This window comes from Sulfurospirillum sp. E15m, assembly GCF_059415145.1.
Genome location: NZ_JCAHZS010000006.1, coordinates 161,217 through 184,547 on the forward strand (window position 1 = coordinate 161,217; position 23,331 = coordinate 184,547).

26 protein-coding genes are annotated in these 23,331 nt (G+C 37.5%); 11 read left to right on the forward strand and 15 right to left on the reverse strand.

All coding sequences use genetic code 11. The features are described from left to right. Positions 1-79: 79 nt before the first annotated feature. Both ccoG and AC5SLP_RS09635 read right to left on the reverse strand, forming a co-directional pair. The gene (ccoG, locus tag AC5SLP_RS09630) at positions 80-1,450 is read right to left on the reverse strand and encodes a cytochrome c oxidase accessory protein CcoG (protein WP_495254939.1); all 1,371 of its coding nucleotides are present in this window, start codon (positions 1,448-1,450) and stop codon (positions 80-82) included. Beyond that, complete coding sequence (locus tag AC5SLP_RS09635) at positions 1,447-2,136, reverse strand: helix-turn-helix domain-containing protein (RefSeq protein WP_495254940.1); 690 nt, start codon at positions 2,134-2,136, stop codon at positions 1,447-1,449. The genes ccoG and AC5SLP_RS09635 overlap by 4 nt, the downstream gene beginning before the upstream one ends. A 206-nt stretch (positions 2,137-2,342) precedes the next feature. Between AC5SLP_RS09635 and rpsU the strand changes: the two genes are divergently transcribed. The 10 genes from rpsU to AC5SLP_RS09685 all read left to right on the forward strand — a co-directional run bounded on the left by rpsU (position 2,343) and on the right by AC5SLP_RS09685 (position 11,232). Continuing rightward, a complete protein-coding gene (rpsU, locus tag AC5SLP_RS09640) occupies positions 2,343-2,555 on the forward strand; it encodes a 30S ribosomal protein S21 (protein WP_039671852.1) in 213 nt (70 codons plus the stop codon). Positions 2,556-2,689: 134 nt separating this feature from the next. Further along, positions 2,690-3,394: a helix-turn-helix domain-containing protein gene (locus AC5SLP_RS09645; protein WP_495254941.1), complete on the forward strand. Its 705-nt coding sequence runs from the start codon at positions 2,690-2,692 to the stop codon at positions 3,392-3,394. Positions 3,395-3,402: 8 nt separating this feature from the next. Continuing rightward, the gene (locus tag AC5SLP_RS09650) at positions 3,403-4,029 is read left to right on the forward strand and encodes a UPF0323 family lipoprotein (protein ID WP_495254942.1); all 627 of its coding nucleotides are present in this window, start codon (positions 3,403-3,405) and stop codon (positions 4,027-4,029) included. A gap of 2 nt (positions 4,030-4,031) precedes the next feature. Continuing rightward, the gene (locus AC5SLP_RS09655; protein WP_495254943.1) at positions 4,032-5,213 is read left to right on the forward strand and encodes a glutathionylspermidine synthase family protein; all 1,182 of its coding nucleotides are present in this window, start codon (positions 4,032-4,034) and stop codon (positions 5,211-5,213) included. A gap of 1 nt (position 5,214) precedes the next feature. Beyond that, the gene (locus AC5SLP_RS09660; RefSeq protein ID WP_495254944.1) at positions 5,215-6,156 is read left to right on the forward strand and encodes a D-2-hydroxyacid dehydrogenase; all 942 of its coding nucleotides are present in this window, start codon (positions 5,215-5,217) and stop codon (positions 6,154-6,156) included. Next, the gene (locus AC5SLP_RS09665; protein WP_495254945.1) at positions 6,157-6,654 is read left to right on the forward strand and encodes a YajQ family cyclic di-GMP-binding protein; all 498 of its coding nucleotides are present in this window, start codon (positions 6,157-6,159) and stop codon (positions 6,652-6,654) included. It begins immediately after the preceding gene. A gap of 3 nt (positions 6,655-6,657) precedes the next feature. Further along, complete coding sequence (locus AC5SLP_RS09670; protein ID WP_495254946.1) at positions 6,658-6,960, forward strand: hypothetical protein; 303 nt, start codon at positions 6,658-6,660, stop codon at positions 6,958-6,960. 40 nt (positions 6,961-7,000) lie between these two features. Beyond that, positions 7,001-8,587 (forward strand): phosphoethanolamine transferase, encoded by a 1,587-nt coding sequence (locus AC5SLP_RS09675; protein WP_495254947.1) that lies wholly within the window; start codon positions 7,001-7,003, stop codon positions 8,585-8,587. 10 nt (positions 8,588-8,597) lie between these two features. Further along, the gene (locus tag AC5SLP_RS09680) at positions 8,598-8,963 is read left to right on the forward strand and encodes a diacylglycerol kinase (protein ID WP_495254948.1); all 366 of its coding nucleotides are present in this window, start codon (positions 8,598-8,600) and stop codon (positions 8,961-8,963) included. A gap of 100 nt (positions 8,964-9,063) precedes the next feature. Further along, the gene (locus AC5SLP_RS09685; RefSeq protein ID WP_495254949.1) at positions 9,064-11,232 is read left to right on the forward strand and encodes a malate synthase G; all 2,169 of its coding nucleotides are present in this window, start codon (positions 9,064-9,066) and stop codon (positions 11,230-11,232) included. A gap of 30 nt (positions 11,233-11,262) precedes the next feature. Here the strand turns inward: AC5SLP_RS09685 and AC5SLP_RS09690 are convergent, their stop codons facing one another. The 12 genes from AC5SLP_RS09690 to AC5SLP_RS09745 all read right to left on the reverse strand — a co-directional run bounded on the left by AC5SLP_RS09690 (position 11,263) and on the right by AC5SLP_RS09745 (position 21,857). Next, positions 11,263-12,453, reverse strand: coding sequence for a hypothetical protein (locus AC5SLP_RS09690; RefSeq protein ID WP_495254950.1), 1,191 nt, complete (start codon positions 12,451-12,453; stop codon positions 11,263-11,265). Between the two features lie 9 nt (positions 12,454-12,462). Then, positions 12,463-13,800, reverse strand: coding sequence for a c-type cytochrome (locus AC5SLP_RS09695; protein WP_495254951.1), 1,338 nt, complete (start codon positions 13,798-13,800; stop codon positions 12,463-12,465). Positions 13,801-14,307: 507 nt separating this feature from the next. Then, positions 14,308-15,573 (reverse strand): diguanylate cyclase, encoded by a 1,266-nt coding sequence (locus tag AC5SLP_RS09700; protein WP_495254952.1) that lies wholly within the window; start codon positions 15,571-15,573, stop codon positions 14,308-14,310. Positions 15,574-15,687: 114 nt separating this feature from the next. Continuing rightward, entirely contained in the window at positions 15,688-15,984 is a 297-nt protein-coding gene (locus AC5SLP_RS09705; protein WP_495254953.1) for a c-type cytochrome, read from the reverse strand. Between the two features lie 72 nt (positions 15,985-16,056). Beyond that, the gene (locus tag AC5SLP_RS09710; protein WP_495254954.1) at positions 16,057-16,392 is read right to left on the reverse strand and encodes a hypothetical protein; all 336 of its coding nucleotides are present in this window, start codon (positions 16,390-16,392) and stop codon (positions 16,057-16,059) included. Next, the gene (locus tag AC5SLP_RS09715; RefSeq protein ID WP_495254955.1) at positions 16,386-17,429 is read right to left on the reverse strand and encodes a sensor histidine kinase; all 1,044 of its coding nucleotides are present in this window, start codon (positions 17,427-17,429) and stop codon (positions 16,386-16,388) included. The genes AC5SLP_RS09710 and AC5SLP_RS09715 overlap by 7 nt, the downstream gene beginning before the upstream one ends. A gap of 100 nt (positions 17,430-17,529) precedes the next feature. After that, the gene (locus tag AC5SLP_RS09720; protein WP_495254956.1) at positions 17,530-18,204 is read right to left on the reverse strand and encodes a response regulator transcription factor; all 675 of its coding nucleotides are present in this window, start codon (positions 18,202-18,204) and stop codon (positions 17,530-17,532) included. Next, entirely contained in the window at positions 18,191-18,418 is a 228-nt protein-coding gene (locus tag AC5SLP_RS09725; protein WP_495254957.1) for a DUF1104 domain-containing protein, read from the reverse strand. The genes AC5SLP_RS09720 and AC5SLP_RS09725 overlap by 14 nt, the downstream gene beginning before the upstream one ends. A 6-nt stretch (positions 18,419-18,424) precedes the next feature. Then, on the reverse strand, positions 18,425-19,021 hold the full coding sequence (locus tag AC5SLP_RS09730) for an ABC-type transport auxiliary lipoprotein family protein (RefSeq protein WP_495254958.1): 597 nt from the start codon (positions 19,019-19,021) through the stop codon (positions 18,425-18,427). 13 nt (positions 19,022-19,034) lie between these two features. Then, on the reverse strand, positions 19,035-19,988 hold the full coding sequence (locus AC5SLP_RS09735) for an MlaD family protein (protein WP_495254959.1): 954 nt from the start codon (positions 19,986-19,988) through the stop codon (positions 19,035-19,037). Positions 19,989-19,995: 7 nt separating this feature from the next. Beyond that, positions 19,996-20,730, reverse strand: coding sequence for an ABC transporter ATP-binding protein (locus AC5SLP_RS09740; RefSeq protein WP_495254960.1), 735 nt, complete (start codon positions 20,728-20,730; stop codon positions 19,996-19,998). Further along, positions 20,727-21,857: an ABC transporter permease gene (locus tag AC5SLP_RS09745; protein WP_495254961.1), complete on the reverse strand. Its 1,131-nt coding sequence runs from the start codon at positions 21,855-21,857 to the stop codon at positions 20,727-20,729. The genes AC5SLP_RS09740 and AC5SLP_RS09745 overlap by 4 nt, the downstream gene beginning before the upstream one ends. Positions 21,858-22,034: 177 nt before the next feature. On the opposite strand from AC5SLP_RS09745, the gene msrA reads away from it, so the two are divergent. Then, complete coding sequence (msrA, locus tag AC5SLP_RS09750; protein WP_495254966.1) at positions 22,035-22,562, forward strand: peptide-methionine (S)-S-oxide reductase MsrA; 528 nt, start codon at positions 22,035-22,037, stop codon at positions 22,560-22,562. A 22-nt stretch (positions 22,563-22,584) separates the two neighbouring features. Here msrA and AC5SLP_RS09755 read toward each other — a convergent pair whose 3' ends face one another. After that, complete coding sequence (locus tag AC5SLP_RS09755) at positions 22,585-23,193, reverse strand: MarC family protein (protein ID WP_495254962.1); 609 nt, start codon at positions 23,191-23,193, stop codon at positions 22,585-22,587. Between the last annotated feature and the right edge of the window lie 138 nt (positions 23,194-23,331).

Here is a 23,331-nt window from a genome sequence, read left to right on the forward strand (position 1 = left end):
AGAAAAGGTGAATATTTTGAAAATAGAGTAGAAGGGCGTAAGAAGTTCAATACTTCTTACGCATACGTATTTTTAAATGTTATGGTTGAACATCACTTTTTTTAGGATAGATAAAAATAGTTTGACGATCAACAATGATTTTGTCTTTTTCATCTAGCGCATAAGCTTTAATAGCGATAGGAAGGTCTTCTCCTTCAACTTTCAATTCTTTTGGAAGTGAAGTTAGAATAACGACTTTTTTCTGTTTTGCCCCCGCTTTTAATAGAAAAGGCTCACTAGGTTTATCGATTTTAATATCGGGATTTGAAATCTCAAAATAGTATTTATGATCTTTACTATCCGTGTTTTGGAATAAGAACGTATAAACATTTTCTACTGTTTTACCATCATCAGCCATTTTGTAAAGTTGGCTTGTACGGTTAATGTTTAGAAGCATATACTCTTTTTTACTCCCCATCACAAAAAGACCAATTAACGCCAAAGTTAGAGCAATGACATATGCAATTGTCCTAAAGCGTATATATTGTGTTTTAGTATTTTTTTCAATAGCATTAGAACTTGTCCACGTAATAAGCGAAGGCTTGCCTAATTTTTCCATGACAGGTGTACATGCATCAGCACACTCTAAACAGTTGATACATTCTAATTGCATACCTTTACGAATATCAATATGTGTAGGGCAAACTCTCACACAGGCTTCACATCCGGTACAATCATCACTTTCAAGAGCGGGTTTACTGCCTAATTTATTACCTTTTGCATCAAAGATTTGACCACCACGTTTTTCATCGTAAATGGTTTGAAGTGTATTTTCATCAAATAATGCCGATTGAATTCTAGAGTATGGGCAGATATAAACACAAAAATTTTCTTTTAAAGAAGTGATGTCATAGACTAAAAATGCTGTGACTCCAAGTAAAAAGCCGTACATCACGGTATGATCCATAGGATTTTGTAAATAGACCCAAAAATCTTCAGGAGGAATAAAATACCATAAGAAGTTAGACGCAGCCAAAAATGCCAAACAGGCCCATAATAAAACAGCAAAAGTTCGTTTTAAAAATTGACCGCCTTCTGGGTCTTTTTGTTTGTTTTTAATGCTTTTACGAATTCCTAGAAGCTTTGTTTGAATAAAATCTCGAAAGATAATTCTAAAAATAGTTTGAGGGCATGACCATCCACACCATACACGTCCACCGAGTGTCGTAACAAAAAAGATACCCAAAAAGAAAAGCATGAGTACAAACGGCATCAAATAAAGCTCTTGCATATCAAACGATGTAAATAAAAGATGCAGCTGTTTTTTATCAAAACTCAATAAGAAAAAATGATTTCCATTGAGACGAATAAATGGTAAAATCAATGCAATAAACGTGATAATACCAAAAACTAAATACCGTTTGTATCTATAATAAATGGGTTGGACTGTGCAGTTTGTATTGCAACTCATAGTGTAATTCCTTCTAATTGTTCTACTGGTTGTTTTATAAGTGAGCACTCTTTAACAACTGTAGATTTTGATGTTGTTGTTTCTTTATTTGGCGATTTAAGCAGTGAAAGTTTTGCTCTGACAAGGTCTTTTAAGCCTCTTGAATTGACATAGTCTTTTAATGACGTTCGGCTAACATTTAAGATTTTAGCAATTTCACTGATAGATGTTTTTTCTTCTAATAATTCAATAATATAAGGTCGATGAACATCAAATTTAGATTTAGACATTCTCCCTTTTGGTCGTCCTTGTGTTTTTTCTGTTTCCATTTTTTTATTAAGCTCTCTTTGTTTGACAAGAAGCTCTAATAAAACAAGCGGTTTTGAATCAACATTTATACATAAATTAGCATCGGCAATATGAATAGAGATGGAACGCGTTAAAAGACACTCAAAAACTTTGACCAACTCTTCCACATTGTGCGAAAAAGTTACGAGATCAAATATAATGATGTGATCGTTTGCTGAAAGAGAGCGTAGAAACCCCTTAAACTCTTTTCGATCTTCAAGCTCTAAAGAAGGGTCAGAACTCTCTATCTCAGTTGTATCGATTTTGAGGTCATGATGATGAGCATATTTGAAGATCTGTTTTTGCTGAATCGTGATGTGAGAATCATCACTTCTATTTTTTAAAAGCGCAATAATCATAAAATTGTCACCTTTTTATCATTTTAGTGACAAAAGTATACTGAAAAGTGACGTAGAAAGTCAATAGATATTCAATTTTTATCGTCAATTTTATAAAAATAGACTTTTAAAAGTAATTTAGTCGTAATGAATTAGTTTAAGCTTACATGTAAAAGTATTTGGGTACAATCCATACCTAAATTCATCAGAAAGGTGGTGGATAGAGTATGCCAGGAATTAAAGTACATCCTAATGAATCGTTTGACGAGGCGTATCGTAAGTTTAAAAAGCAAGTTGATCGTAACCTAGTTGTAACTGAAGTGCGTGCAAGACGTTTCTATGAAACAGCAACAGAAAAACGCAAAAAAGATAAAATTAGCGCTCGCAAAAAACAGCTTAAAAGACTTTATATGCTTCGCCGTTACGAGTCAAGACTCTAACACACACGGCCAAGAAGTTAGCTTCTTGGCTTCTTCTTTACGTGTTAAAATACCTACCTAAAACAAAACTAATCAAAGCTGTGATAACATAATAGCACTAAATACATTTCTCTTTGTTAGCAAAAGGGTCACAGATGGAAAAAAAACTAACCGTTATTGAAGCGGCAAAGCTTTTAGGTGTCAGTAAAGAGGCTATCTACAATCGATTGCGACGGGGTTCACTTCAGAGTGTTATTGAAAATGGAGTGAAGTACATTTTACTAACAAAGACTTCGTTAAAAGAGAGTCCCTCTTTGCGTAAGATAGAGCCTATCAATGATAGTGCTTATGTTGAACTACTAAAAACTCAACTGGAAGAATTAAAACTTAAAAATGAAAAATTAGAAAGCGATAAAGAACGCCTTATTGCCGATAAAGAGCAGTTACTGATAGAGTCTAAAGAAAAAATCGAAATGATTTATAAAGAGAGAGATGAACAGCTCAAAGCAATTTTATCACTTGCTAACAGACAAATAGGGCTAACTCCAGAACCAAAATCTACTAGTAATGTGCCTACGAGCACTAACAGATATGAGCCTGACCATGCTTATTTTGAAGAAGCGGATGTTATGGATGATGAAGAAGAGAGCAATCCTGTGGTTGAAGAGATGTTTGAAGCGTACAGTGATTGGCGAGATTTGCGCAGTTACCTCAAAGAAAAAGGATTTTCAAAAAAGGAAAAACAGCATATCAATGATACTCTAAGCAAAAAAATGGGACAACTAAATGATGTGATGGATAAAGATGGCAAAATTTTTATCAAAAAAGGAAAAAAACTCAAAGAGATTTTAGGAGATTAAAATAGATTATGAAATATATTCGTAAAATATCAGATTATATGATTGCAGGTGGCATTGGCGTTATGGTCATTGCGAGTATGCAAGGATGTGATCAAAAAGATGAAAATAAAAATGCTTTGGCAGATGCTGCTAAAACACAAAATGCTATGGTTATCGTTGATGAAGTTGCACCAGGTCAATATAAAATCGCTGAAGAGTATCCCAGTTCTACGACACGTGTTATTGTTCGTAGTCCTGATGGTAGTGAGCGTATTTTATCGCAAACAGAAATTGATGCTCTTGTAAAAGAAGAAGCCGCAAAAATTGATAATAATACATCTGCGCTAACCAACCCTAATGTAAGTTCCGGGCAAATGGGCTTGGGAGGTGTTTTGCTCTCTAGTATCGCTGGTGCGATGATTGGTAGCTGGATTGGCAACAAGCTTTTTGGCAATGCCAATTACCAAAATCAACGTGCGACGACCTATAAATCCCCACAAGCCTATACCCGTAGTACGAGTAGTTTTAATAAACCAATGGCGACATCAACCAGCAGTAGTGCGAGTAAGAGCAGTGGTTTTTTTGGTTCATCAAGTTCTGGCACAACAACACGTAGCGCTGGAAGTTCAAGTGCTCCTACAAGTTTTGGAAGTTAAGCATGTTGCATCTTGAAAAAATCAAACCACTGACAAAAGAGTTTTTAGAATCTATTGGGTTTTATTGGCATACGGATTTGGATGAGACTTCTTATGTGGCAGATGAGTTAGTTGTCGTCTCAAACGATGAAGTTGAAGCGTATTATGAAGCGGCAAATGAACTTTACGACATGTTCGCAGAAGCTGGGCAATACGTCATTGACCATAATCTATTTCACGAGCTCAATATCCCTTTTAATCTTGTGGAGCTTATTAAAACATCGTGGGAAAACGATGTGCATTGGCATCTTTACGGACGCTTTGATTTTGCAGGTGGCATAGATGGAAAGCCGATTAAGTTATTGGAATTTAATGCCGATACACCAACATCGCTTTATGAAACAGCCATTATTCAATGGGCAATGCTTAAAGCCAATGGCATGGATGAAGCTAAACAGTTCAATACGGTTTTTGAGGCACTCAAAGAGAATTTTAAACGCTTAGTGGTTCTAGGGGGCGATACAGAAGAGTTTTCAAATTATTATGAGGGCTGGAAAATTTTATTTTCTTCACTTAAAGGTAATATTGAAGATGAAAACACGGTGAGATTGCTTCAAATAGCTGCCAATGAAGCGGGTTTTCATACAGATTTCGCGTATGTGGATGAGGTAGGTTTTAACGGCAAAGAGGGTATCTTTAAAGGAGATGAAAATTTTGAGTATTGGTTCAAGCTCATCCCTTGGGAAAATATAGCCATAGACGAGGGCGATTTAGCTCTGCTTTTGGATGAAATTGTTCGTGAACAGCAAGCCATTATTTTAAACCCAGCATATACACTTTTATTTCAAAGTAAAGCATTTATGAAAGTTTTATGGGATCTTTTTCCCAATCATCCTCTTTTATTGGAAACATCTTTTGAACCATTGCATGGGAAAAAACAAGTCGAGAAAAGAGCTTTTGGGCGCGAGGGTGCTAATACAATTATTTACGACGAGTCACATCAGGTTATAGCAAAAACTGAAGGGGATTATGGCAATTTTAAACCTATCTACCAGGCTTACACAGAATTGCCGAAAGATAATGAAGGAAGATCGTACCAAGCAGGCGTATTCTTTGCTTATGAGGGGTGTGGTTTGGGCTTTAGAAGAGGAGGGCTTATTTTGGAGAACTTCTCAAAGTTTGTAGGACATCGTATAAAGGACTAAAATGAAAATTGTCATGTTAGACGCACTTACACTTGGGAATGATGCTGATTTAAGTGTTTTTGAGCAGTTGGGCACCTTTAAAGCCTATGCAACAACCTCAACAATGCAACGCATAGAGCATATAGAAGATGCGCATATCGTTTTAACCAATAAAGTTGTTATTGATCAAGCCGTGATGGATGCATGTCCTACCTTAAAGCTTATTTGTATCACGGCAACAGGTACGAACAACGTTGATTTAAATTATGCCAAGCAAAAGGGCATTGAAGTGAAAAACGTAGCAGGGTATTCGAGCGCGTCTGTTGCACAAACTACGTTGATGCTTGCTCTAAATTTAGTAGGTAAGTGTGCGTATTATGATGATTATGTCAAATCAGGAAAGTGGCAAAAAAGCCCTATTTTTACACATTTAGAGCGCTCTTTTTGTGAGATTAAAGGAAAATGCTGGGGTATTATCGGATTGGGCAGCATTGGCAAAGAGGTTGCGAAAATCGTTTCAGCTTTTGGCGCTAAGGTCGTTTATTTTTCGACAAGCGGAGCCAATAACGATAGTATTTATGAGCGCGTAAGTCTTGAAGAGATGCTTCAACGTTGTGAAGTAATTTCCATTCATGCTCCGCTGAATGACAAAACAAAAAACTTGATAGGGTATGCTGAGTTCAACCAGATGAAAACAGGAGCGGTACTTGTCAATGTCGGAAGAGGCGGTATTCTCGATGAGGTTGCCTTGGCGCAAATCATTGATGAAAAAGAGCTTTACGTAGGACTGGATGTTTTAGCGGTGGAGCCTATGCAAAAGCATCATCCTCTTTTACATGTAAAACACTCTGAAAGGCTTTTACTGACGCCTCATATTGCGTGGGGAAGCGTGGAAGCAAGGCGCGAACTGATTCGCTTAGTGAGTCTTAATATTCAAGAATTTTTAAAACATAAGGAGTCATAAATGGCAAAAGAACATAGTTTTGATATTACAGCAGAAATTGACAAGCAAAAATTTAAAGACGCCTATGAGCAAGCTAAAAAAGTCATTACCAACCGTTGGGATTTTAAAGGTATTACGTGTGAGTTTGAGTACAATGAAAAAGCAAAAACAGTTACTTTACTAACAACGAGTGATTCAAAAGCGGATGCAATGGTAGAAGCACTTATCTCAGAATCCATCAAACGTGACATCTCATCAAAAGCATTAAAAGAGACCAAGCGTGAGCCAGCAGGTGGCGCTAAAACCAAAGTTACGGTTACGATTGTTGATGCTATTGCCAGTGATGATGCCAAAAAAATTGTTAAAGAGATTAAAGACCTTAAGCTGAAAGTGCAAGCGTCTATTCGCGGAGATGTTGTTCGCGTTGAAGGCAAATCAATTGATGATTTACAAGATGCGATTAAAGCAATTCGTGCATGCGATTTTGATTTCCCTGTGAACTTTACGAACTTAAAATAGGCCATGGAACAAATACCACCCATTATTGAAGTATTGCCCAAGCTAAAAGGATTTTGGTGCCGTGTTATGCTTTATAGCCTGTATGGGTTATTGACTTTTTTCCCTTTTATCGTTGGTGTATGGATAGGTTATACGTATGATATTTGGGTTGGATTTGCTCTTTTTCTTTTTTTGACATTGGTGAGTGGAGTTGTATTATCTAAAATGCGTGTTTCTTCTATTCCTCCCCAGCAACGTGAAATGAACTACTCAAGCCTAGCCATTATTCAATGGTATTTAGTGAAGAATATTTGTTTACAAAACTAAAGTATTGTTTTACATGTAAAATCTTTTGAAATGAGTCTGGATGCAATTAAAAATAACACTTTTACGAATAACGTTTTATGTAGCTCTCTTTTTAGTGCTATTTGATAATATCTCTTTTTTTAAGCATGTCACACAGGTTTATACACTCTCTTGGGAAAATGTAGGCTTCTTACTCTCTTTAGGTATTGTGTTAGTTTCTTTTATTATGATGTTAGTCACACTTTTGAGTTCGTGTTATACGCTAAAACCTCTTTTGATATTTTTATTGCTCCTCTCTTCTGTAACCAATTATTTTATGAATGCTTACAACGTTATCCTTGATGATTCGATGATTCAAAACGCTTTAGAGACCAATGCCAACGAATCATTTGATCTTTTGAATTGGAAACTAATAGCGTATTTTGTTATTTTAGGCATCTTGCCTTCCGTGTGGGTGTATCGTCAGAAAATCGCTTACGGCACGTTTAAACAACAACTTTTATACAATGCAAAATACAGTTTACTCGCATTGTTAATAGGGTTCGCAATGCTTTTTTCTTTTAATCGATTTTACACCTCATTTTTTAGAGAGCATAAACCGCTTCGTTATTACACAAATCCAACCTTCTGTCTTTATTCGACGGGAAAATATATCTACAACAGTTATTTTAAAAAAGTAATGGTTTTTAAATCCATTGGTACAGATGCAACATTAAAAGCACATGACGGACGAAAATTGACCATTGTCGTGGTAGGTGAGGCTGCACGTGCTAACCGTTTTTCGCTCAATGGTTATGAACGCGACACAAACCCACTGTTAGCTAAAGAAGATATTATCAATCTTCCAAATGTTTCGTCGTGCGGGACATCGACGGCTATTTCCGTACCGTGTATGTTCTCTTTGTTAGACCGTAATCATTACAGTGATAAAGAAGCAAAATCGATGGAAACGGTGTTGGATATTTTAAAACGCAGTGGCGTGAACGTGTTATGGCGTGATAATAATTCTGATTCTAAAGGTGTTGCCTTAAGGGTTGAATATCAAGATTATCGCAGCAGTCAAAACAATACTTTGTGCGATGAAGAGTGCCGCGATGAAGGTATGCTCGTAGGTCTTCAAGACTATGTTAATACGCATCAAGGTGATATTTTGATTGTTCTGCATCAAATGGGCAATCATGGACCTGCGTATTATAAACGTTACCCTAAAGCATTTGAAAAATTCAAACCTGTGTGTCAGACAAACCAAGTAGAACAATGTGCCCCAGAAGAGATAGGAAACGCCTATGATAATGCAATTTTATATACGGATTACTTTTTAGATAAGACCATTAGCTTTTTAAAACAAAATGATGCGTCTTTTCAGACGGCTCTGATTTATATGGCAGACCATGGAGAATCTTTAGGTGAAAAAGGGCTCTATTTGCATGGTATTCCTTACTTTATGGCGCCACCTGAGCAAACACATATTGGAGCACTTTTGTGGTTTGGTTCACAAAGTAAAGCCATTATAGATACACAATTATTAAAGCAAAAAGCGAGTGAACCGTATTCACACGACAATCTCTTCCATACGATTTTGGGATTAATGGACATACAAACAAATGTTTATGACCCAAAATTAGATATGCTTTTGTACAAACATTAAAGGATAAAGGGTGAGGAATCAACCTAAATACCATTTTTTTAAAAATACATCGTATGCACTTAAAGGCCTTAAAGACTTGGTCTTTACCGAAACATCATTTAAAATCGAACTCGTAGTCGTGCTTCTTCTTTTGCCTATTTTATGGTTGCTCTCCTTAGAGTTATGGTATAAGCTATTGATGTTTACCACATTAATGGGAATATTAATGGCTGAGGCGATTAACAGTGCCATTGAGCGTGTGACCGATCTTGTGACTCTTGAGCATCATGAGATGGCTGGACGCGCTAAAGATATGGGTAGTGCTGTTGTCTTTTTAAGCATCACAATTTGTGTGATTGTATGGTTTTTTGCCTTAGGACATCTGTGGTTTGAGTAGATTTTACACGTATAAAAATCTCTCTTAAAGAACTCTTTTTAAAACGACAGATTATTATCATACAGATGTGTTAGCCTTTTAGAAATGAGAAAGGATAAAAATGAGTAATGATCTTGTAGTAAAGTATGGAACACTTGCTATTTCTAAAGTGTTATACGATTTTGTCCTCAATGAAGTTCTCCCAGGAACGTCAGTAAACGCTGAAGAGTTTTGGAATGGTTTTGAAACAACAATTCTGGACTTGGCTCCTCGAAATCAACAATTGATTCGTAAACGCGATGTCTTACAATCACAACTGGATGCATGGTACTTGGCGCATAAAGGGTATTTTGAACCTGAAGAGCATCAAGCGTTTTTAGAAGAGATAGGGTATCTCTTGCCTATGGGGAAGTTTTTCACGATTGATTCAGGTGCTATGGACCCTGAGATTTCTCAAATACCAGCTCCTCAACTGGTTGTTCCTGCTGATAACGCTCGCTATGCGCTCAATGCTGCCAATGCAAGATGGGGAAGTCTTTTAGATGTTGTTTACGGTACGGATATGATTGCAGATATTGAACCGTATGGAAAAGGACTTCACTATAACCCAAAACGTGGTGAAAAAGTCTTTGAATTTGTCTATGAATTTTTAGATAAAGCCGCTCCTTTAACACAAGGCAGTTATGCAGATGTTGAGCGATTTGAATTAAGTTCTAATGCCTTGACGATGATGCTTATTTCGGGTGAAAGAGTTGCACTGCAAGAGCCTAAAAAGTGGGTAGGCTATGCAGGAAGCCTTGAGTCTCCTAGTTCTATTGTATTGCAAAATCACGGATTGCATATTGAAATTCAAATAGACCCTCAAAGCCCCATTGGACAAAGTACGATTGCTGGGATTAAAGATGTCATCATTGAATCGGCATTAAGTGCCATTCAAGACTGTGAAGATTCTGTCGCCGCAGTCGATACAAACGATAAAGTTGGGATTTATCGTAATTGGAATGGAATGATGAAAGGGGATTTAAGCGTTTCATTTGAGAATAAAGGCAAGACAATTGATCGTGCTTTAAATCCCGATAAAATTTTTATCGCAAAAGACGGAACGCCTCTCATTTTAAAAGGCAGAGTGCTTCTTCTTATCCGAAACGTGGGCATGCATATGTATACAAAATGCATTACATGTAACGACAAACCAATCCCTGAAGGGTTCTTAGATGCCTTTATTACTTCACTGTGTGCGTTGCATGATGTCCAAAAAGAAGAAGGGCTTCGCAACAGTATCCATCACAATATTTATATCGTAAAACCAAAATGTCACGGTCCTGAAGAGATTGCTTTTATGAGCGAATTGTTTGGTCGCGTGGAAGAAGTTTTAAAATTACCTCCATTTACGATTAAAATGGGCATTATGGATGAAGAAAGACGCACAAGTATTAATTTGCATGAATGCATTAGACGCGCAAAAGAGCGTGTATTTTTTATCAATACAGGCTTTTTAGATCGAACCGGTGATGAAATCCATAGTTGTATGGAGTTTGGTCCGGTTCTTCCTAAAGATGAGATGAAACAGAGTACTTGGCTTAAAGCTTACGAAGATAATAATGTTGATGTCGGGCTTGAAGTTGGGTTTGCCAATCGTGCTCAAATTGGCAAAGGAATGTGGACTATGCCAGATGCAATGAAAAAGATGGTTGAAACGAAAATCGCACACCCACTCTCTGGCGCTACCACAGCATGGGTTCCTTCACCAACAGCAGCAACACTTCATGCCTTGCATTATCATTATGTTGATGTCAAAAATGTTTTAGAAGAGATCAGCACACGTGCTCCTGCATGTGTCGGAGACATCTTAACCCCACCGCTTCTCAAAAGAGTTTTGAGTCAAGAAGAAATTACACAAGAGATAGAAAATAATATTCAAAGTATCTTAGGGTATGTCGTCAGGTGGGTTGATCAAGGGATAGGATGCTCTAAAGTGCCTGATATTCATAATGTGGAATTGATGGAAGATAGAGCAACACTTCGAATTTCCAGTCAGCATCTTGCCAATTGGTTGCATCATGGCATTATTTGCGAAAAAGAGGTCAAAGAGACGATGGCTAAAATGGCTGTAGTCGTTGATGCGCAAAATGCCAATGACCCACACTATCATCCAATGGCGCCTCATTTTGAAAAAAGCTTTGCTTTTCAAGCCGCAAGTGATTTGATTTTTAAAGGGCGTATCCAACCCAATGGTTATACAGAATTTATTTTACATGTAAAACGTCAAGAGGTCAAAGCACATCTGTAACAAGGCTTTTAGCCTTGTTACAGTGAAACGTTATAGTGTATTTTTAAAGACAACAACTATTCCCCATGCAAGAAATACCAATGCCCAAAGAATGGCAATACCAACGGTAGCATTTGCTAGCTTTGTTACAGTACCATCAGCCGTATAAAGACCTTTGGTGCGTCCGGCTCTCCATGCTAAAGTAAGCATAAATCCAACGCCTGTAAATCCGACACAAACAAACGTAGAGAGGAACATAATGACGGTTGGCCAATCAATATTCATTGGATAATCATAGATACTATAGCCATACTTACTCATAATATTCATACGAATAACTTCGCGGAGTGTTGAAATGAGAAGTGCGGTTACGACTAAAACAAGCGTTGTGATATAACTATTGATACCCTTCATAACCATCAAAAGCAATGCAACAACAGCTAATACAATGGCAATGACCAATGGGTTAAGTAACATATTGAGTGTGAGTACCCAAATGGCAAAAAGAACAGCACTAATCAATAAGCCAACAATTGCAATTTTTTTGCCAAGGTTTTTCACAAATGTTAAATATTCAGCTGTATAGCCATCGCATTTTGATGTGTAATCCACATAGTTGAGTAAAAAAATACCTGTAACAGGCGCACTAAGGCTGACCATAAACGCTAAGCGAAGAATATCAACGTGCAAGACCGTTCCAGAATTGTCTATGACGCCATTAGGCGCATACCAATTCATCCATTGCTCGGGTTGAATGGATTCGTTAGCAAACGCGTGCATCAAAACCCCTGCGCCAATGAATGCAACAAACGAAACAATACCAATGACTCCTGCCATTGGCGAGTTACTTTTATTGGCATAATAAAACCAGTACCAAAGAGAGTATGCCAAAATAAGAATGTAGATGAACGCAACGACCCAAAGACCAGAGATGGTGTTTGTGACGTACCAGTTCGCATCATAAATGACTTGCGTAAATAAAAGAGGAGCAACCCCCAAAACAATCAGTAAAGACACACTGATTTTTGCAACTTGTGTCATATGACTACTAAGCTTTTTCCAGTTTTCATCAATCGCTTTTTTAGCAGAACCTATCAAGGCAAGAGGGATACTTCCTAATGCTAAAAGAACAAAGGCGATATGCAATGCCCATGTTAAAATGTACAATGCTTGAAATACAATAGGGTAAAATGGTACGCCAGCAGGATCGCGTAGCGTGTTTAAAACAAGACCGATATCCATAATTTCCTCCTAGTTGTTTTGCGTAGCAAGCCATGCGGCTAACGCTTTTGTTTCATCGGCTGGTAATTTAATAGGTGGTATATAACTACGCACACCTGTTGCAATCACATCGGTGAGGACTGTCTCAATCGTTGCGGCATCAAGCCCTGGGAATTTATCAGGCAATGGTCTGAATTTAGCGCCTTTTTCCAAAGAATGGCAATTGGAGCAAGCAATTTTAGCAATCAATTGACCCGCTTCCAGTTGATTTTCAGGCGTAATGGTTCTAAGACGATCTGGAATGAATGGGTCGAGTTTTAACAACCCTTTTTCCGCCACAAGTGCCATTTCAGATTTGACATGTTTGCCTGGAACATCGCGGGCAATCAGCTGATTACTATAGATATAACGACCTGCCACATAAGGCTTACGCATACTTTCACGCATTTTTTCACCCGGCCAAACACCAATAACGCCGATAACAAGCATCATAACAACGGCTAAAACGGTGTTGATAGAACGAGGAAGTACGAAGGCTAAAATTAAATAAAGCGCAATGATACTAACCACAATAATTCTTAGCATGCCATCGCGAGCCCATAGAACATCGTGGAAAAGATCCCAAGCACTTTGCGGTAAGGTTTGTACATACCATAAAAAAGACATCATAACGGTGAAGCCACCAATCATGCCAATAACTGCAAGTTTACGTGTTAGCTCAACCCTTAACTCTTTTTCTTTTAAACTACTGCTAATGATAAAGCCAATGATGGCTGACATCACAATCATAAAGCCTATACGCAAGAACATATGTGGGAAGGTATTGATTCCAAAAAATGCATCACTGGCTGAACCTGTTTGATACCATGCTTCTGTACCAGGCCACATCATAAAACTGATGATACCGATGATTAAGAAGAGTGTCGAAACAGATGCAAGAGCAAACATATAAGTTAGCTTAAGATGTGTTTTACGGTCAATTTTCCCTATCGTATAAATGAGGGTGAAAACCCCAATGACCTCTACGATAAAAAAGACCCATTCTGTTGCCCATACCCATACAAAATTGTGAATAAGTGCACTAATTCCCCTTGGGCTCGCCGCTGTAGCAGTATACCAAATACCAGGTCCCGTGATAGAGCCAATCACATACGAAAAAATAACCAAGAACATACCATATTTTTTCATATAGTCATAAAGCTCGGGTCTATCTTCTTTGTACGCTTTGTGTGCTAAAAAAGCAAACAATAAAGCGGCACCCACAGATGTATGTGACGCCATAATGTGAATACTGCCCGTGATACCCATCAGCCAAGCTGAACCAATTTGCGGAAAATAGAATAAAGGATATAATCCAATGTATTCCACCTAACACCTCCTTAAGATTTTAAAAATGGTTTGTAAAAGCAGAGCCTCTTAATACGTACTATTTTTGTGACATAACGTTGCACCAAGAGGGGAGGTAATCTCTGCCTTTACAAACCATTTTTAACGATTACATGTAAAAAGGTGCTTGTAATAAATGCAGAAGCTTAATATTTAAGCCATGGTTGAGTAAAATTATTCTGCGTTCTAACAAGCACGTTGTGCTTACCCGATGTAGGTTTGGCGATCACTTCGGGTAAGCGGCATTTTAAACTAAAAGTTTCCTTGTGTAAAAGAATGACATATTAGTGTTAATTTAATGTTAAAATTTATTTAAAATAAAAACGAATAATTATAATAAAATAAATTTATAATTTTAAAGTAACTATAGAGCAAGATTATTAAATTTAAATTTAAAAAATTTAATTAATTTTAGTGAAAGTAATTACTATAGTAATAAGAACTGCGTGAGAAATAAAATAAAGTGGAGACGTTAAGGCTTTAGAAGCCTTAACTGCATTCAATACGATTACGCCCTTGTATTTTTGCGCGGTACATTGCTGCATCACAGCGCTGAAAGAGTGTTGTAGCGGTATCTTCAGATGTTACTTGCGTAACACCTATGCTGATAGTGATATTGCCTGCAACAGCATGCGTGAGGTGTTCAACCGTGTAACGAATGCGTTCAAGAAGTTCACAGGCTTGAACCAGTGTTGTATCATGGAGTAAAAGAGTAAACTCTTCGCCACCCCAACGTGCAACGATATCTGATTTACGAATACATGCATGAATCTCTTGCGAGAGCTGAATTAAAATTTCATCCCCTATTAAATGACCAAATGTATCGTTAAATTGTTTAAAGTGATCAATATCCAACAATGCCATACACAAAGGCCGTTCGTCAAGATTTACACGTAAAAGTTCTCTCTCCAGATGTGTTTCAAAAGCATGGCGGTTGTAGATTTTGGTTAAACCATCATATGTGGCTTGGTACAATGCATTGAGCCTTGAAGCTTGTAAAGATGTGACATCCATTAACGTAATGACATAAAGTAGATCGTCACTTAAAAAAAGCGTATCGATACTGATAAAAAAAGCAGTTGGACCGTTTTCAGTAATAATAGAAACCAAACGCTTATCGGCATCACTTGAATGATACTGTTGGAGGAAGTGTTCGGCGGTCCTGCCTGAAATATAATTTTGATGTTCAACAAAGAGGTCAAGAATAGAATCATTGAAATTAAAAAATTGTTCCCAATTTTTAACATATAAGAGATTCCATAAGGAGCGTGAAGCAAATTTGACACGTTTAAAATCCGTTACAATCGTAATAGTCGATTGATTGTGCAGGATTTGTTCTAACATAACATGGTGTTCCGTATTATGCTTTTCAAAACGAATTTGTTCTTCAAGTTGTTTAATTTTCAGTTCGAGTTTTGTTTTTTCAAAGGGCTTGACAAAGTATGCATTAATATTGAGTTCCAAGGCAGGCAAGGTATGCGATGCATCGTCATAAGATGAGGTAAAAATAATTTTTTGCTGAGGATTGATGCGACGCATCTCATAAGCGACTTCAATACCACTGAGTAAAGGTATGTCCATTTCCATGACAACAATATCGGGGGAATGCAGATTATACAGCTCTAAAGCCTCATTCCCATCAAACGCTTTGAAAAGCTTTTTGGAAAGTGAAGCGAGCATCGGTGCATAGGTTAAAAGTAGCTCTTGATTGTTTTCGACGTAAAGAATGGTTGCCGTTTGGAGGTGTTTTCCCATCAATGTGTCTTTAAATGTAAGATAGCTTTACTATAAAGTAAAGGCGATTAAGAAGTGCTGAAAGAAGAGAAAATAAAGAGAAGAAGAGGTTATACCTCTTCTTTATGTAATAGGCTATTTGATTTTTGAGATGTATTCAGCAAGTGCTTTGATACTATCTGCATCAAGGTTTTTAGTTTGAGCAATCATAGTGCCTTTTAATGGACCACCGTATGTACCGGCTTTGTAACCTTCAAGTGCTGCGGTAATTTTAGCAGCATCCCAGCCAGCAATAACTTGAGATTTGTTAAGCGCAGATTTCTCCGCTTTTGCACCATGACAGGTTGCACAGGTTTTAAAAAGTGTAGCACCATCTGCTGCAAAAATAGATGTGGCACACAAAAGACCAGCAAGAACTAAGACCTTTTTCATTGTTACTCCTTATGTAAATAATAGTTCAATTATATACTAAAAAAGTGAATTTATTGTGAAACAAAAAAGTTACTATTTTAATTTATTAAAAATTTTGTATTTATCCCAGTAAGCATCAATGGCTTCTTGCAGTTCATCATCACTTAAATGGGTCTTCTTTTTAACGCCAAAGCGGTTAATAAGCCCATCGGTAAGGATAGAACTCTCTGCTTTGGGATTTTTGAGGTAAGCTGTCATGGCTCGTTTGACTTCCATCTCACTGCTATATTTAAGCAAATAACGGTAAAAGAATTTATCAATTTTGACGGCCATATCTTTATGACATGGAACACAATTATGTTCATAAACTGTTTCATTGGCATTTAAAAAAGAAATGCATACCAAATAGAAAATGATTTGTTTTACCATGCAATACTCACGTGCGTTCCTTCGTTTAGTGCCGAATCAATTTTTACATGTAAAGCGTACTCTTTAGCGATAGCAGCGACGATACTAAGCCCAATACCAAACCCGCCTACGCTACGATCAAAGCGCACGTAACGTTCAAATGCTTGATTGGTTTTTGATGCTTCCATCCCGCGCCCACTGTCGCTAATACACAAATAATGTTCTTTCAGTTCGATATGAATCGTGCCATTGATTTTATTGTATTTGATGGCATTAGAGAGAATATTATCGATGAGCTTTGCCATTTTTTTTCGGTCAATAATGAGTGTAATATTGGGTTGAAGTTGCGTGGTTACTTTAAGCTTTTTCGATTCGCATAAGAGAGAAAAGTATTCTAACCGCTCTTCAATGAGTGTTTTGAGTTCAACGTCTTCATTGTGCGAAAAAATTTGATGGGATAGAACAAGATAAGTCAGGTCGTCATAAAGATTAGAAATGGTTTTTGAAGCAATGGTAATACGTTTTATTTTCTTGCGTAAAGATTCTTCTAACGTATCTGTTTCGATCATCTCGATGTTCGATAAAATGGTATTAACAGGCGTATTAAGCTCATGCGTCGTATCTTTAATAAAACGATCCAAAAGGGCTATGGCATCACGCATTGGTCGAAGCAATAAGTTGAGTAAGAAATAACCTATTAAGACAATAATGCCAAAAAGAATACTTCCATAAACAATGAGATTACGATAGACTTTTTTGTTCCATTTTAACGGTTCTGGTACTTCAAGAGCAATATAACGCGCTCCCAAATAGTAAGATTCTAACTCTTTAATAAAATACATATGATGGTCTTTAATGTAAATGTCATCGTACAGATTGATATTTTTTGAATTAAGCGTCGAGAAAATCTCTTTTAAGCTACTGTCGTAGATAGCGGAGTTAAAACGCTCATCTCGCGGATAGGTTGTATCTTTATCGAAATTTACATGTAAAGTTTTTAACCTTGCAATTTGCTCATTGGTTAGATTAGAAAGTGCTTCTCTTTGATGCTGTAACATAAGATCCCGTTGCAGTCCGTAATATAAAAAAGCAACGAATGAAAGGCTTAAGAGCGCTAAAAAAGCATAGAGAAATAAAAACGACCATAGCGTTTTTTTCTCACGCGAGCGTAAATTTGTATCCCAGTTTTTTAATGCTAACAATGCGGTCTTTCCCCATAAGTTTGCGTAAGTTTTTTATATAGGTGCGTAATGTATCGTCGCTTCCTGCCTCGTCATAATCCCAAAGATTCGCCATAATCATCTCATGGCTAATAATTTCATTTTTTTTCTGTAAAAAGAGTTTTAGAAGTTTTGCCTCTTTATTTTGAAGTTGAATCGCTTGTTGGTTGATATAGAGTTGATGATTGGTCGTATCGTATTCGATGCCTTCATCAATCATAATGCGCTCTTTAGGCGCATGAAAAAACTCTCGTTTTAGAATCGTCTCGATGCGAAACAGAAGTTCTTTAAGGGCAAAAGGTTTACGTAGATAGTCATCACAGCCACTCTCATAACCTGTCTCTAAATCTTCAATGGCATTTAAAGATGTCAGAAAAATAGCAGGCGTTGTTTTCCCTTCTTTACGAAGCTTTGAGAGTAGCTCAAAGCCATTGATCAGAGGAACATTGACATCCAATAAGAAGAGATCAAACATCTGTTCGTAGATGAGGCTCTCCGCTTCTTCTCCATCATAAACGGGCGTGATTTCATACCCTTTGGATTCTAAAAATTCACAAACTGTTTCACTGAGATTGGTATCATCTTCCAGTAAAAGGAGCCTAGTTCTGGGCATTGTTTCTTCTTTTTTTATCGTCTTCGTAAATGGCTTTTTGCTCTTCACTCATTTGAGGGACTCTTTTGTCCAGTTCTTGATAAAAACGCTCTTCTTTCGTGGCATCGACATAACCAATGAGTGCCACGAGTTCTTCGGTACTCATTTCACTAAAATCAGCTTTTGCATACAAAAACGAGACCAAAAGTATGAAAATCAGTGCAATTTTTTTCATAGGAATCTAACGAATTGCATTAAGCCATTTTGCTAAATTATGAATGACTTCATTGCTTGCAACGTTAAACGCTTCAACCGTACCTTCAGCACCATTGGTTTTTGTAACATCTTTTTTCGTTGAGATGCGAATGCTGCCTAACACATCACCTGTTTTAAGTTCTACTAAACGAAAACGGATGCTGATATAAACATACGATGTTCCATCTTCTTGGAAAACTTCTTCAAAATGTTGTAGGACTGATTCTAATATAAGATTGTTGGATGCCATAGACGTACCGGAAATGACAGACTCAAAATGGTTTTGATCTTGCAATGCTTCTGTAATGAGATGCTGTAATTTTAAAGCAGGCGTTTCACTCCACGTCCCATATTTGTAAGGTTGCATAGCGCCATCTTTTTTATATAAAATCGCTCTAGAGTTAAGACCACTGGGCGCGTCAATATGCGCAATTTTGAGGACGTCTTTGGTATGAGTATTAAAACGTTCTAGTTTTACCATCGGCTCTAAAGTGTAGTTGTAGGGTTTCAAAGAAACTTCTTTAACACTACATCCGCTAAAAAAGAATAGCAATGTGAAAAGCACTAAACTTGCATATTTCATCTTAACTCCTTTGTTATCGTTCATTTGGTGCCGGTGCAATCGTCTCTTCTTTAAAAAGAAGATCACTTGGGCTATCTTTTAAATTGGAAACGAGGTCTTTTGTTTCATTCATCAAAACACGCAATTCTTGAATCGTATTTTGAAGGGGTAAAAGATTTTCTTTGACTAAAATATCAATATCAAAAGCACCTGCTTCCATTTTTTGGTTTAGTCCACCCATAACTTTTTTAACACTTTGTGAAGCCTCTTTGATATTGTTCATTGTATCGACACCTGTGTTATCAACTGCTGAAGTGAACGAACGAGACATCTCTTTAATGCTACTGACTGCTGCGATAGATTCTTCTAACAAACGATTGATTTCTTTATTGTGTGCTTCAAGGTTGGCTAATGTTTTTTGTGTAGATTCTGTGATTTTGGCACTGTTTTCGATAATGGTTTCAATATTTTTAATATTTTTCTCACTCATAAGCGTATCGGCACGTTCAAAAATCATCTCTGCTTTTGCACTCACAGACGTGATGGTCTTATCTAGCCTTGAGAATGTTGAAGGACGCGAATGAATTACGGCATATTCTTCAGATTTATTACTGGTTTTAAGGTCTTTTGCCTCATTGGTGCCACCTTGAAGTTGAATGTAACTAAGCCCTGTAATTCCTTGTGCTTCAATAAGTGCATATGTGTCTTCTTTGATAGGTGCATTGTCTTGGACACGTATAGTCACTAAAACTTCTTCGGCATTATCGGGATTGATGGTGATGCTGCGCACCTCGCCAATTTGGACACCACGAAGTTTCACAGGTGCTTTATCGTTAAGCCCTGAGACAGACTCTTTGGTTGCAACTTTGTAAAATTTAAAGTTTCCCTTATCGGAATAATTGCCTAGCCATAAAATGGAGATAACACCGCCGATGAGGAGTATAAAAATAAACGCTCCTACCAAAATATAACTCAATCTATTTTCCATTATTGCCTCAATTTAAAAATTTTTTCAATGCTTCATCTGTCGTTTGTTTCAGAAGTTCCATGGTACCTTCAAACATAACTTTTTGATTCCCTAAAATAATAAAACGATCTAAAACATGCTCAATTGTGTCTTTATCATGGGTAACCATGACAACGGTAATCCCTAATGTATCGCGTAATGTCACAATGAGTTCATCAAATGCGCGCGCGCTTTGTGGGTCTAACCCAGACGTAGGTTCATCTAAAAAGAGCAATTTAGGATCAAGCGCTAAGGCTCTGGCCAGTCCCGCTCTTTTTTTCATACCGCCACTCAGTTCGGAAGGATACATGGTGGCTACCTTACTCGGCAGTCCAACCATAGAAAGTTTCATTAATGCTGAATCTCGAATCAGCCAATCAGGAAGATTCGTATATTCACGCATGGCAACAGTAACGTTTTCCAAAATGGTGAGTGAGGTAAAGAGTGCACCAAATTGAAATAAAATTCCCCATTGCTCTCTGAGTTTTTGAGCATCATGCGTTGAGGCTTTCTCAACGTTCGTACCTAAAACACGCATTTGTCCGCCATGAATTTTTTGTAACATGACCATCTCACGAAGCAAGGTTGTTTTACCACTACCACTACCGCCTAAGAGACCAAAAATTTCACCTTTATTAATTGTAAAGCTAACACCGTTATGAATGGTTTGTTTTCCAAAGCGAGTTACAATTTTTTTAGCTTCAATGATGCTATTATGCTTCACAATCCCATCTCCGTCAATAAGACCGATATTAGAGCGTCTATCGCGATAACCCAAAAGATGGCATTGACAACACTGATAGTTGTATATTTACCCACACTCTCTGTGCTATTATCAATCTGAAAGCCACGAAAACAGCCGATGGTTGCAATAATGCAGCCAAAAATGGGTGCTTTAACCAGCCCAATAACAAGGTGTTTAAGTGCAACCGTCTCTTTAATACGGTCAATAAACTCTACAAAACTCACATCCAATTTAGTAGAAGCAATGACCATGCCTCCAAAAACAGAAATAACATCCGCAAAAAAAACGAGTAGCGGCAAAGAGATAATTAAGGCGAATAAGCGAGGTAAAACGAGAAAGTTCCAGGGGGAAAAACCCATAGAACTCATGGCATCGACTTCATCGGTAATTTTCATAACCCCAATTTGCGCTGTATACGCAGAAGCGCTTCTGCCAGCAACAACAATAGCTGTTAGCAAAGGTGCTAATTCGCGTACGGCTGAGATGGTTACCATCTCTACAATAAAAATATTGGCTCCAAATTTTTCAAGTTGTGTCGCACCTTGATAGGCAATAACAATGCCAATTAAAAAAGATGTCAGGAGAATAATGGGTATGGCCCCTGCACCGCTTTGTTCAATATGATAAAACATTGCTTTGAGGCGAATTGTAAACGGCTTGAGGAGAGCAGCGACAACAAAATGAAATAACTCCCCCGTGAAGGCAAAGAAGGAAGCCAATGTTTTATATCCATCGACCATCTCTTTTCCGATGTTCTCAAGGTAGGAAATAAAAAAAATCTCTTTTTTCTCAATGATTTCTTCTTGGGGATAATGCTGTTCACAAATACGCAAAAGTGCTTCTAAAGAGGCATTCGCACCTAACATTGTTACTTTGCAGCCCATGCTTTGCATCTGTTTGCTAAGATGCAAAATCAGCATAATCCCATGGGTATCAAAATCAGTAATGGCTGAAAGGTCAAACGTATAGGCTAAAGATTTTTTACATGTAAATGTTCGAATCTCTTTTTCTAAAGATGCTATTGTCTTGTTCACCCATGCACCTTTGAGCGTGAGTATCACTCCCTCACGGGTTTTTTCAAGATGCAAAGAGGGCTTTTTATTCATGATGAGAGCCTCTTTTTTTGAGGTATTATAACATAAATAGGTTATACCAAAAGGCTTGGCAGGCTTTTAGATTGGCGTGCTATAATCTTTTAAAAAGGAGCTAAGATGTTTAAAGTATTCTTTTTAGGGCTTATTTTTTTTGGAGTCAATCATTTCGCTTTTGCTAAGGAGACTAATATGAATTATGAAGTTGCAACGTTAGGTGGTGGATGTTTTTGGTGTTTAGAAGCTGTTTTTGAAGAGACACGCGGTGTCATAGATGTTGTAAACGGTTATGCCGGAGGGGATAAAGAAAATCCAACATATGAGCAAGTATGTAGTGGAACGACACATCATGCTGAGGTTGTTCAAATTACGTTTGATCCTAAAGTTATCTCTTATGAGGCACTTTTGAAAATATTTTGGCTAATTCACGATCCTACAACATTGAACCGACAAGGCAACGACGTTGGAACCCAATATCGCTCTGTTATCTTTTACCATAATCAAAAACAAAAAGAGCAAGCAGAAGCTTCTATCAAAGAGTTTTCAACGAAATTTACACAACCGATTGTGACAGAAATAAAACCTTTAGAGCAGTTTTACAAAGCAGAAGCGTATCATCAAGACTATTTCAAACATAATCCGAATCAAGGGTACTGTGTGTTCGTTGTATCGCCTAAGGTCGAACATTTTAAACACGAGTATAAAGACTTAGTCAAGTGATTGCATCTTTTACATGTAAAAACTAAAATGTCCGAATAAGTCCTCGAATGCCGTCTATAAACATCTGAACAGACATCATTAATAAAAGCATTCCCATAAGCCTTTCTAGCGCTGAAAGCCCTTTTTCTCGAAGCAGTGTGTATAAAAAAGGAGAGAGGTACATAATCACAGCGGATACAAACCACGCAAGAAGTAAGGAAGTAAATAAGGAAGGCATAGAGGCGGTATTGGATTTGCCTAAAACAAGCAATGTGGCAAGTGTTGAAGGTCCAGCAATAAGCGGCATGGCGATGGGAACCATAAAAGGTTCTTTTGAAGCGCCGTAAAGTCCACTACTCCCTTCTTCTCCGGGAAAAATCATTTTGATACCAATGACAAAAAAGATCACCGCTCCAGCGATACGTACAGCTTCGGTTTCAAGATGAAAAATATTGAGAAAAAGCTCTCCCCCAAAAAGGAAGAGCATTAAAATACCAAGTCCAAAAATCATCTCACGAATGATGATCCTGCGTCTTCGTTTGATATCCACATCTTTTAAAATCGAAAGAATAACAGGTACCGCTCCAAAAGGATCAATCACAAACATTAAGACAATAGCGGTTGAAATAATCGACAATTCATTGCTTAGCACGAAAGCTTACCTCACGTTCTAAATTCAGAGAGCTTGAGATTCAAAGTTTCGGTCATACGACTAAGATGTTCAGCTGCACTAGCGATTTCCTCAACACTCCTAGCATTTTGACTTGAAATGTCATTGATTTGGCTCACA

Excerpts from the sequence above, each read along its gene's own strand:
- ccoG (WP_495254939.1), bottom strand. The coding sequence starts at position 1,450 with ATGAGTTGCAATACAAACTGCACAGTCCAACCCATTTATTATAGATAC.
- AC5SLP_RS09635 (WP_495254940.1), bottom strand. The coding sequence starts at position 2,136 with ATGATTATTGCGCTTTTAAAAAATAGAAGTGATGATTCTCACATCACG.
- rpsU (WP_039671852.1), top strand. The coding sequence starts at position 2,343 with ATGCCAGGAATTAAAGTACATCCTAATGAATCGTTTGACGAGGCGTAT.
- AC5SLP_RS09645 (WP_495254941.1), top strand. The coding sequence starts at position 2,690 with ATGGAAAAAAAACTAACCGTTATTGAAGCGGCAAAGCTTTTAGGTGTC.
- AC5SLP_RS09650 (WP_495254942.1), top strand. The coding sequence starts at position 3,403 with ATGAAATATATTCGTAAAATATCAGATTATATGATTGCAGGTGGCATT.
- AC5SLP_RS09655 (WP_495254943.1), top strand. The coding sequence starts at position 4,032 with ATGTTGCATCTTGAAAAAATCAAACCACTGACAAAAGAGTTTTTAGAA.
- AC5SLP_RS09660 (WP_495254944.1), top strand. The coding sequence starts at position 5,215 with ATGAAAATTGTCATGTTAGACGCACTTACACTTGGGAATGATGCTGAT.
- AC5SLP_RS09665 (WP_495254945.1), top strand. The coding sequence starts at position 6,157 with ATGGCAAAAGAACATAGTTTTGATATTACAGCAGAAATTGACAAGCAA.
- AC5SLP_RS09670 (WP_495254946.1), top strand. The coding sequence starts at position 6,658 with ATGGAACAAATACCACCCATTATTGAAGTATTGCCCAAGCTAAAAGGA.
- AC5SLP_RS09675 (WP_495254947.1), top strand. The coding sequence starts at position 7,001 with ATGCAATTAAAAATAACACTTTTACGAATAACGTTTTATGTAGCTCTC.
- AC5SLP_RS09685 (WP_495254949.1), top strand. The coding sequence starts at position 9,064 with ATGAGTAATGATCTTGTAGTAAAGTATGGAACACTTGCTATTTCTAAA.
- AC5SLP_RS09690 (WP_495254950.1), bottom strand. The coding sequence starts at position 12,453 with ATGGATATCGGTCTTGTTTTAAACACGCTACGCGATCCTGCTGGCGTA.
- AC5SLP_RS09700 (WP_495254952.1), bottom strand. The coding sequence starts at position 15,573 with ATGGGAAAACACCTCCAAACGGCAACCATTCTTTACGTCGAAAACAAT.
- AC5SLP_RS09705 (WP_495254953.1), bottom strand. The coding sequence starts at position 15,984 with ATGAAAAAGGTCTTAGTTCTTGCTGGTCTTTTGTGTGCCACATCTATT.
- AC5SLP_RS09710 (WP_495254954.1), bottom strand. The coding sequence starts at position 16,392 with ATGGTAAAACAAATCATTTTCTATTTGGTATGCATTTCTTTTTTAAAT.
- AC5SLP_RS09715 (WP_495254955.1), bottom strand. The coding sequence starts at position 17,429 with ATGTTACAGCATCAAAGAGAAGCACTTTCTAATCTAACCAATGAGCAA.
- AC5SLP_RS09720 (WP_495254956.1), bottom strand. The coding sequence starts at position 18,204 with ATGCCCAGAACTAGGCTCCTTTTACTGGAAGATGATACCAATCTCAGT.
- AC5SLP_RS09725 (WP_495254957.1), bottom strand. The coding sequence starts at position 18,418 with ATGAAAAAAATTGCACTGATTTTCATACTTTTGGTCTCGTTTTTGTAT.
- AC5SLP_RS09730 (WP_495254958.1), bottom strand. The coding sequence starts at position 19,021 with ATGAAATATGCAAGTTTAGTGCTTTTCACATTGCTATTCTTTTTTAGC.
- AC5SLP_RS09735 (WP_495254959.1), bottom strand. The coding sequence starts at position 19,988 with ATGGAAAATAGATTGAGTTATATTTTGGTAGGAGCGTTTATTTTTATA.
- AC5SLP_RS09745 (WP_495254961.1), bottom strand. The coding sequence starts at position 21,857 with ATGAATAAAAAGCCCTCTTTGCATCTTGAAAAAACCCGTGAGGGAGTG.
- msrA (WP_495254966.1), top strand. The coding sequence starts at position 22,035 with ATGAATTATGAAGTTGCAACGTTAGGTGGTGGATGTTTTTGGTGTTTA.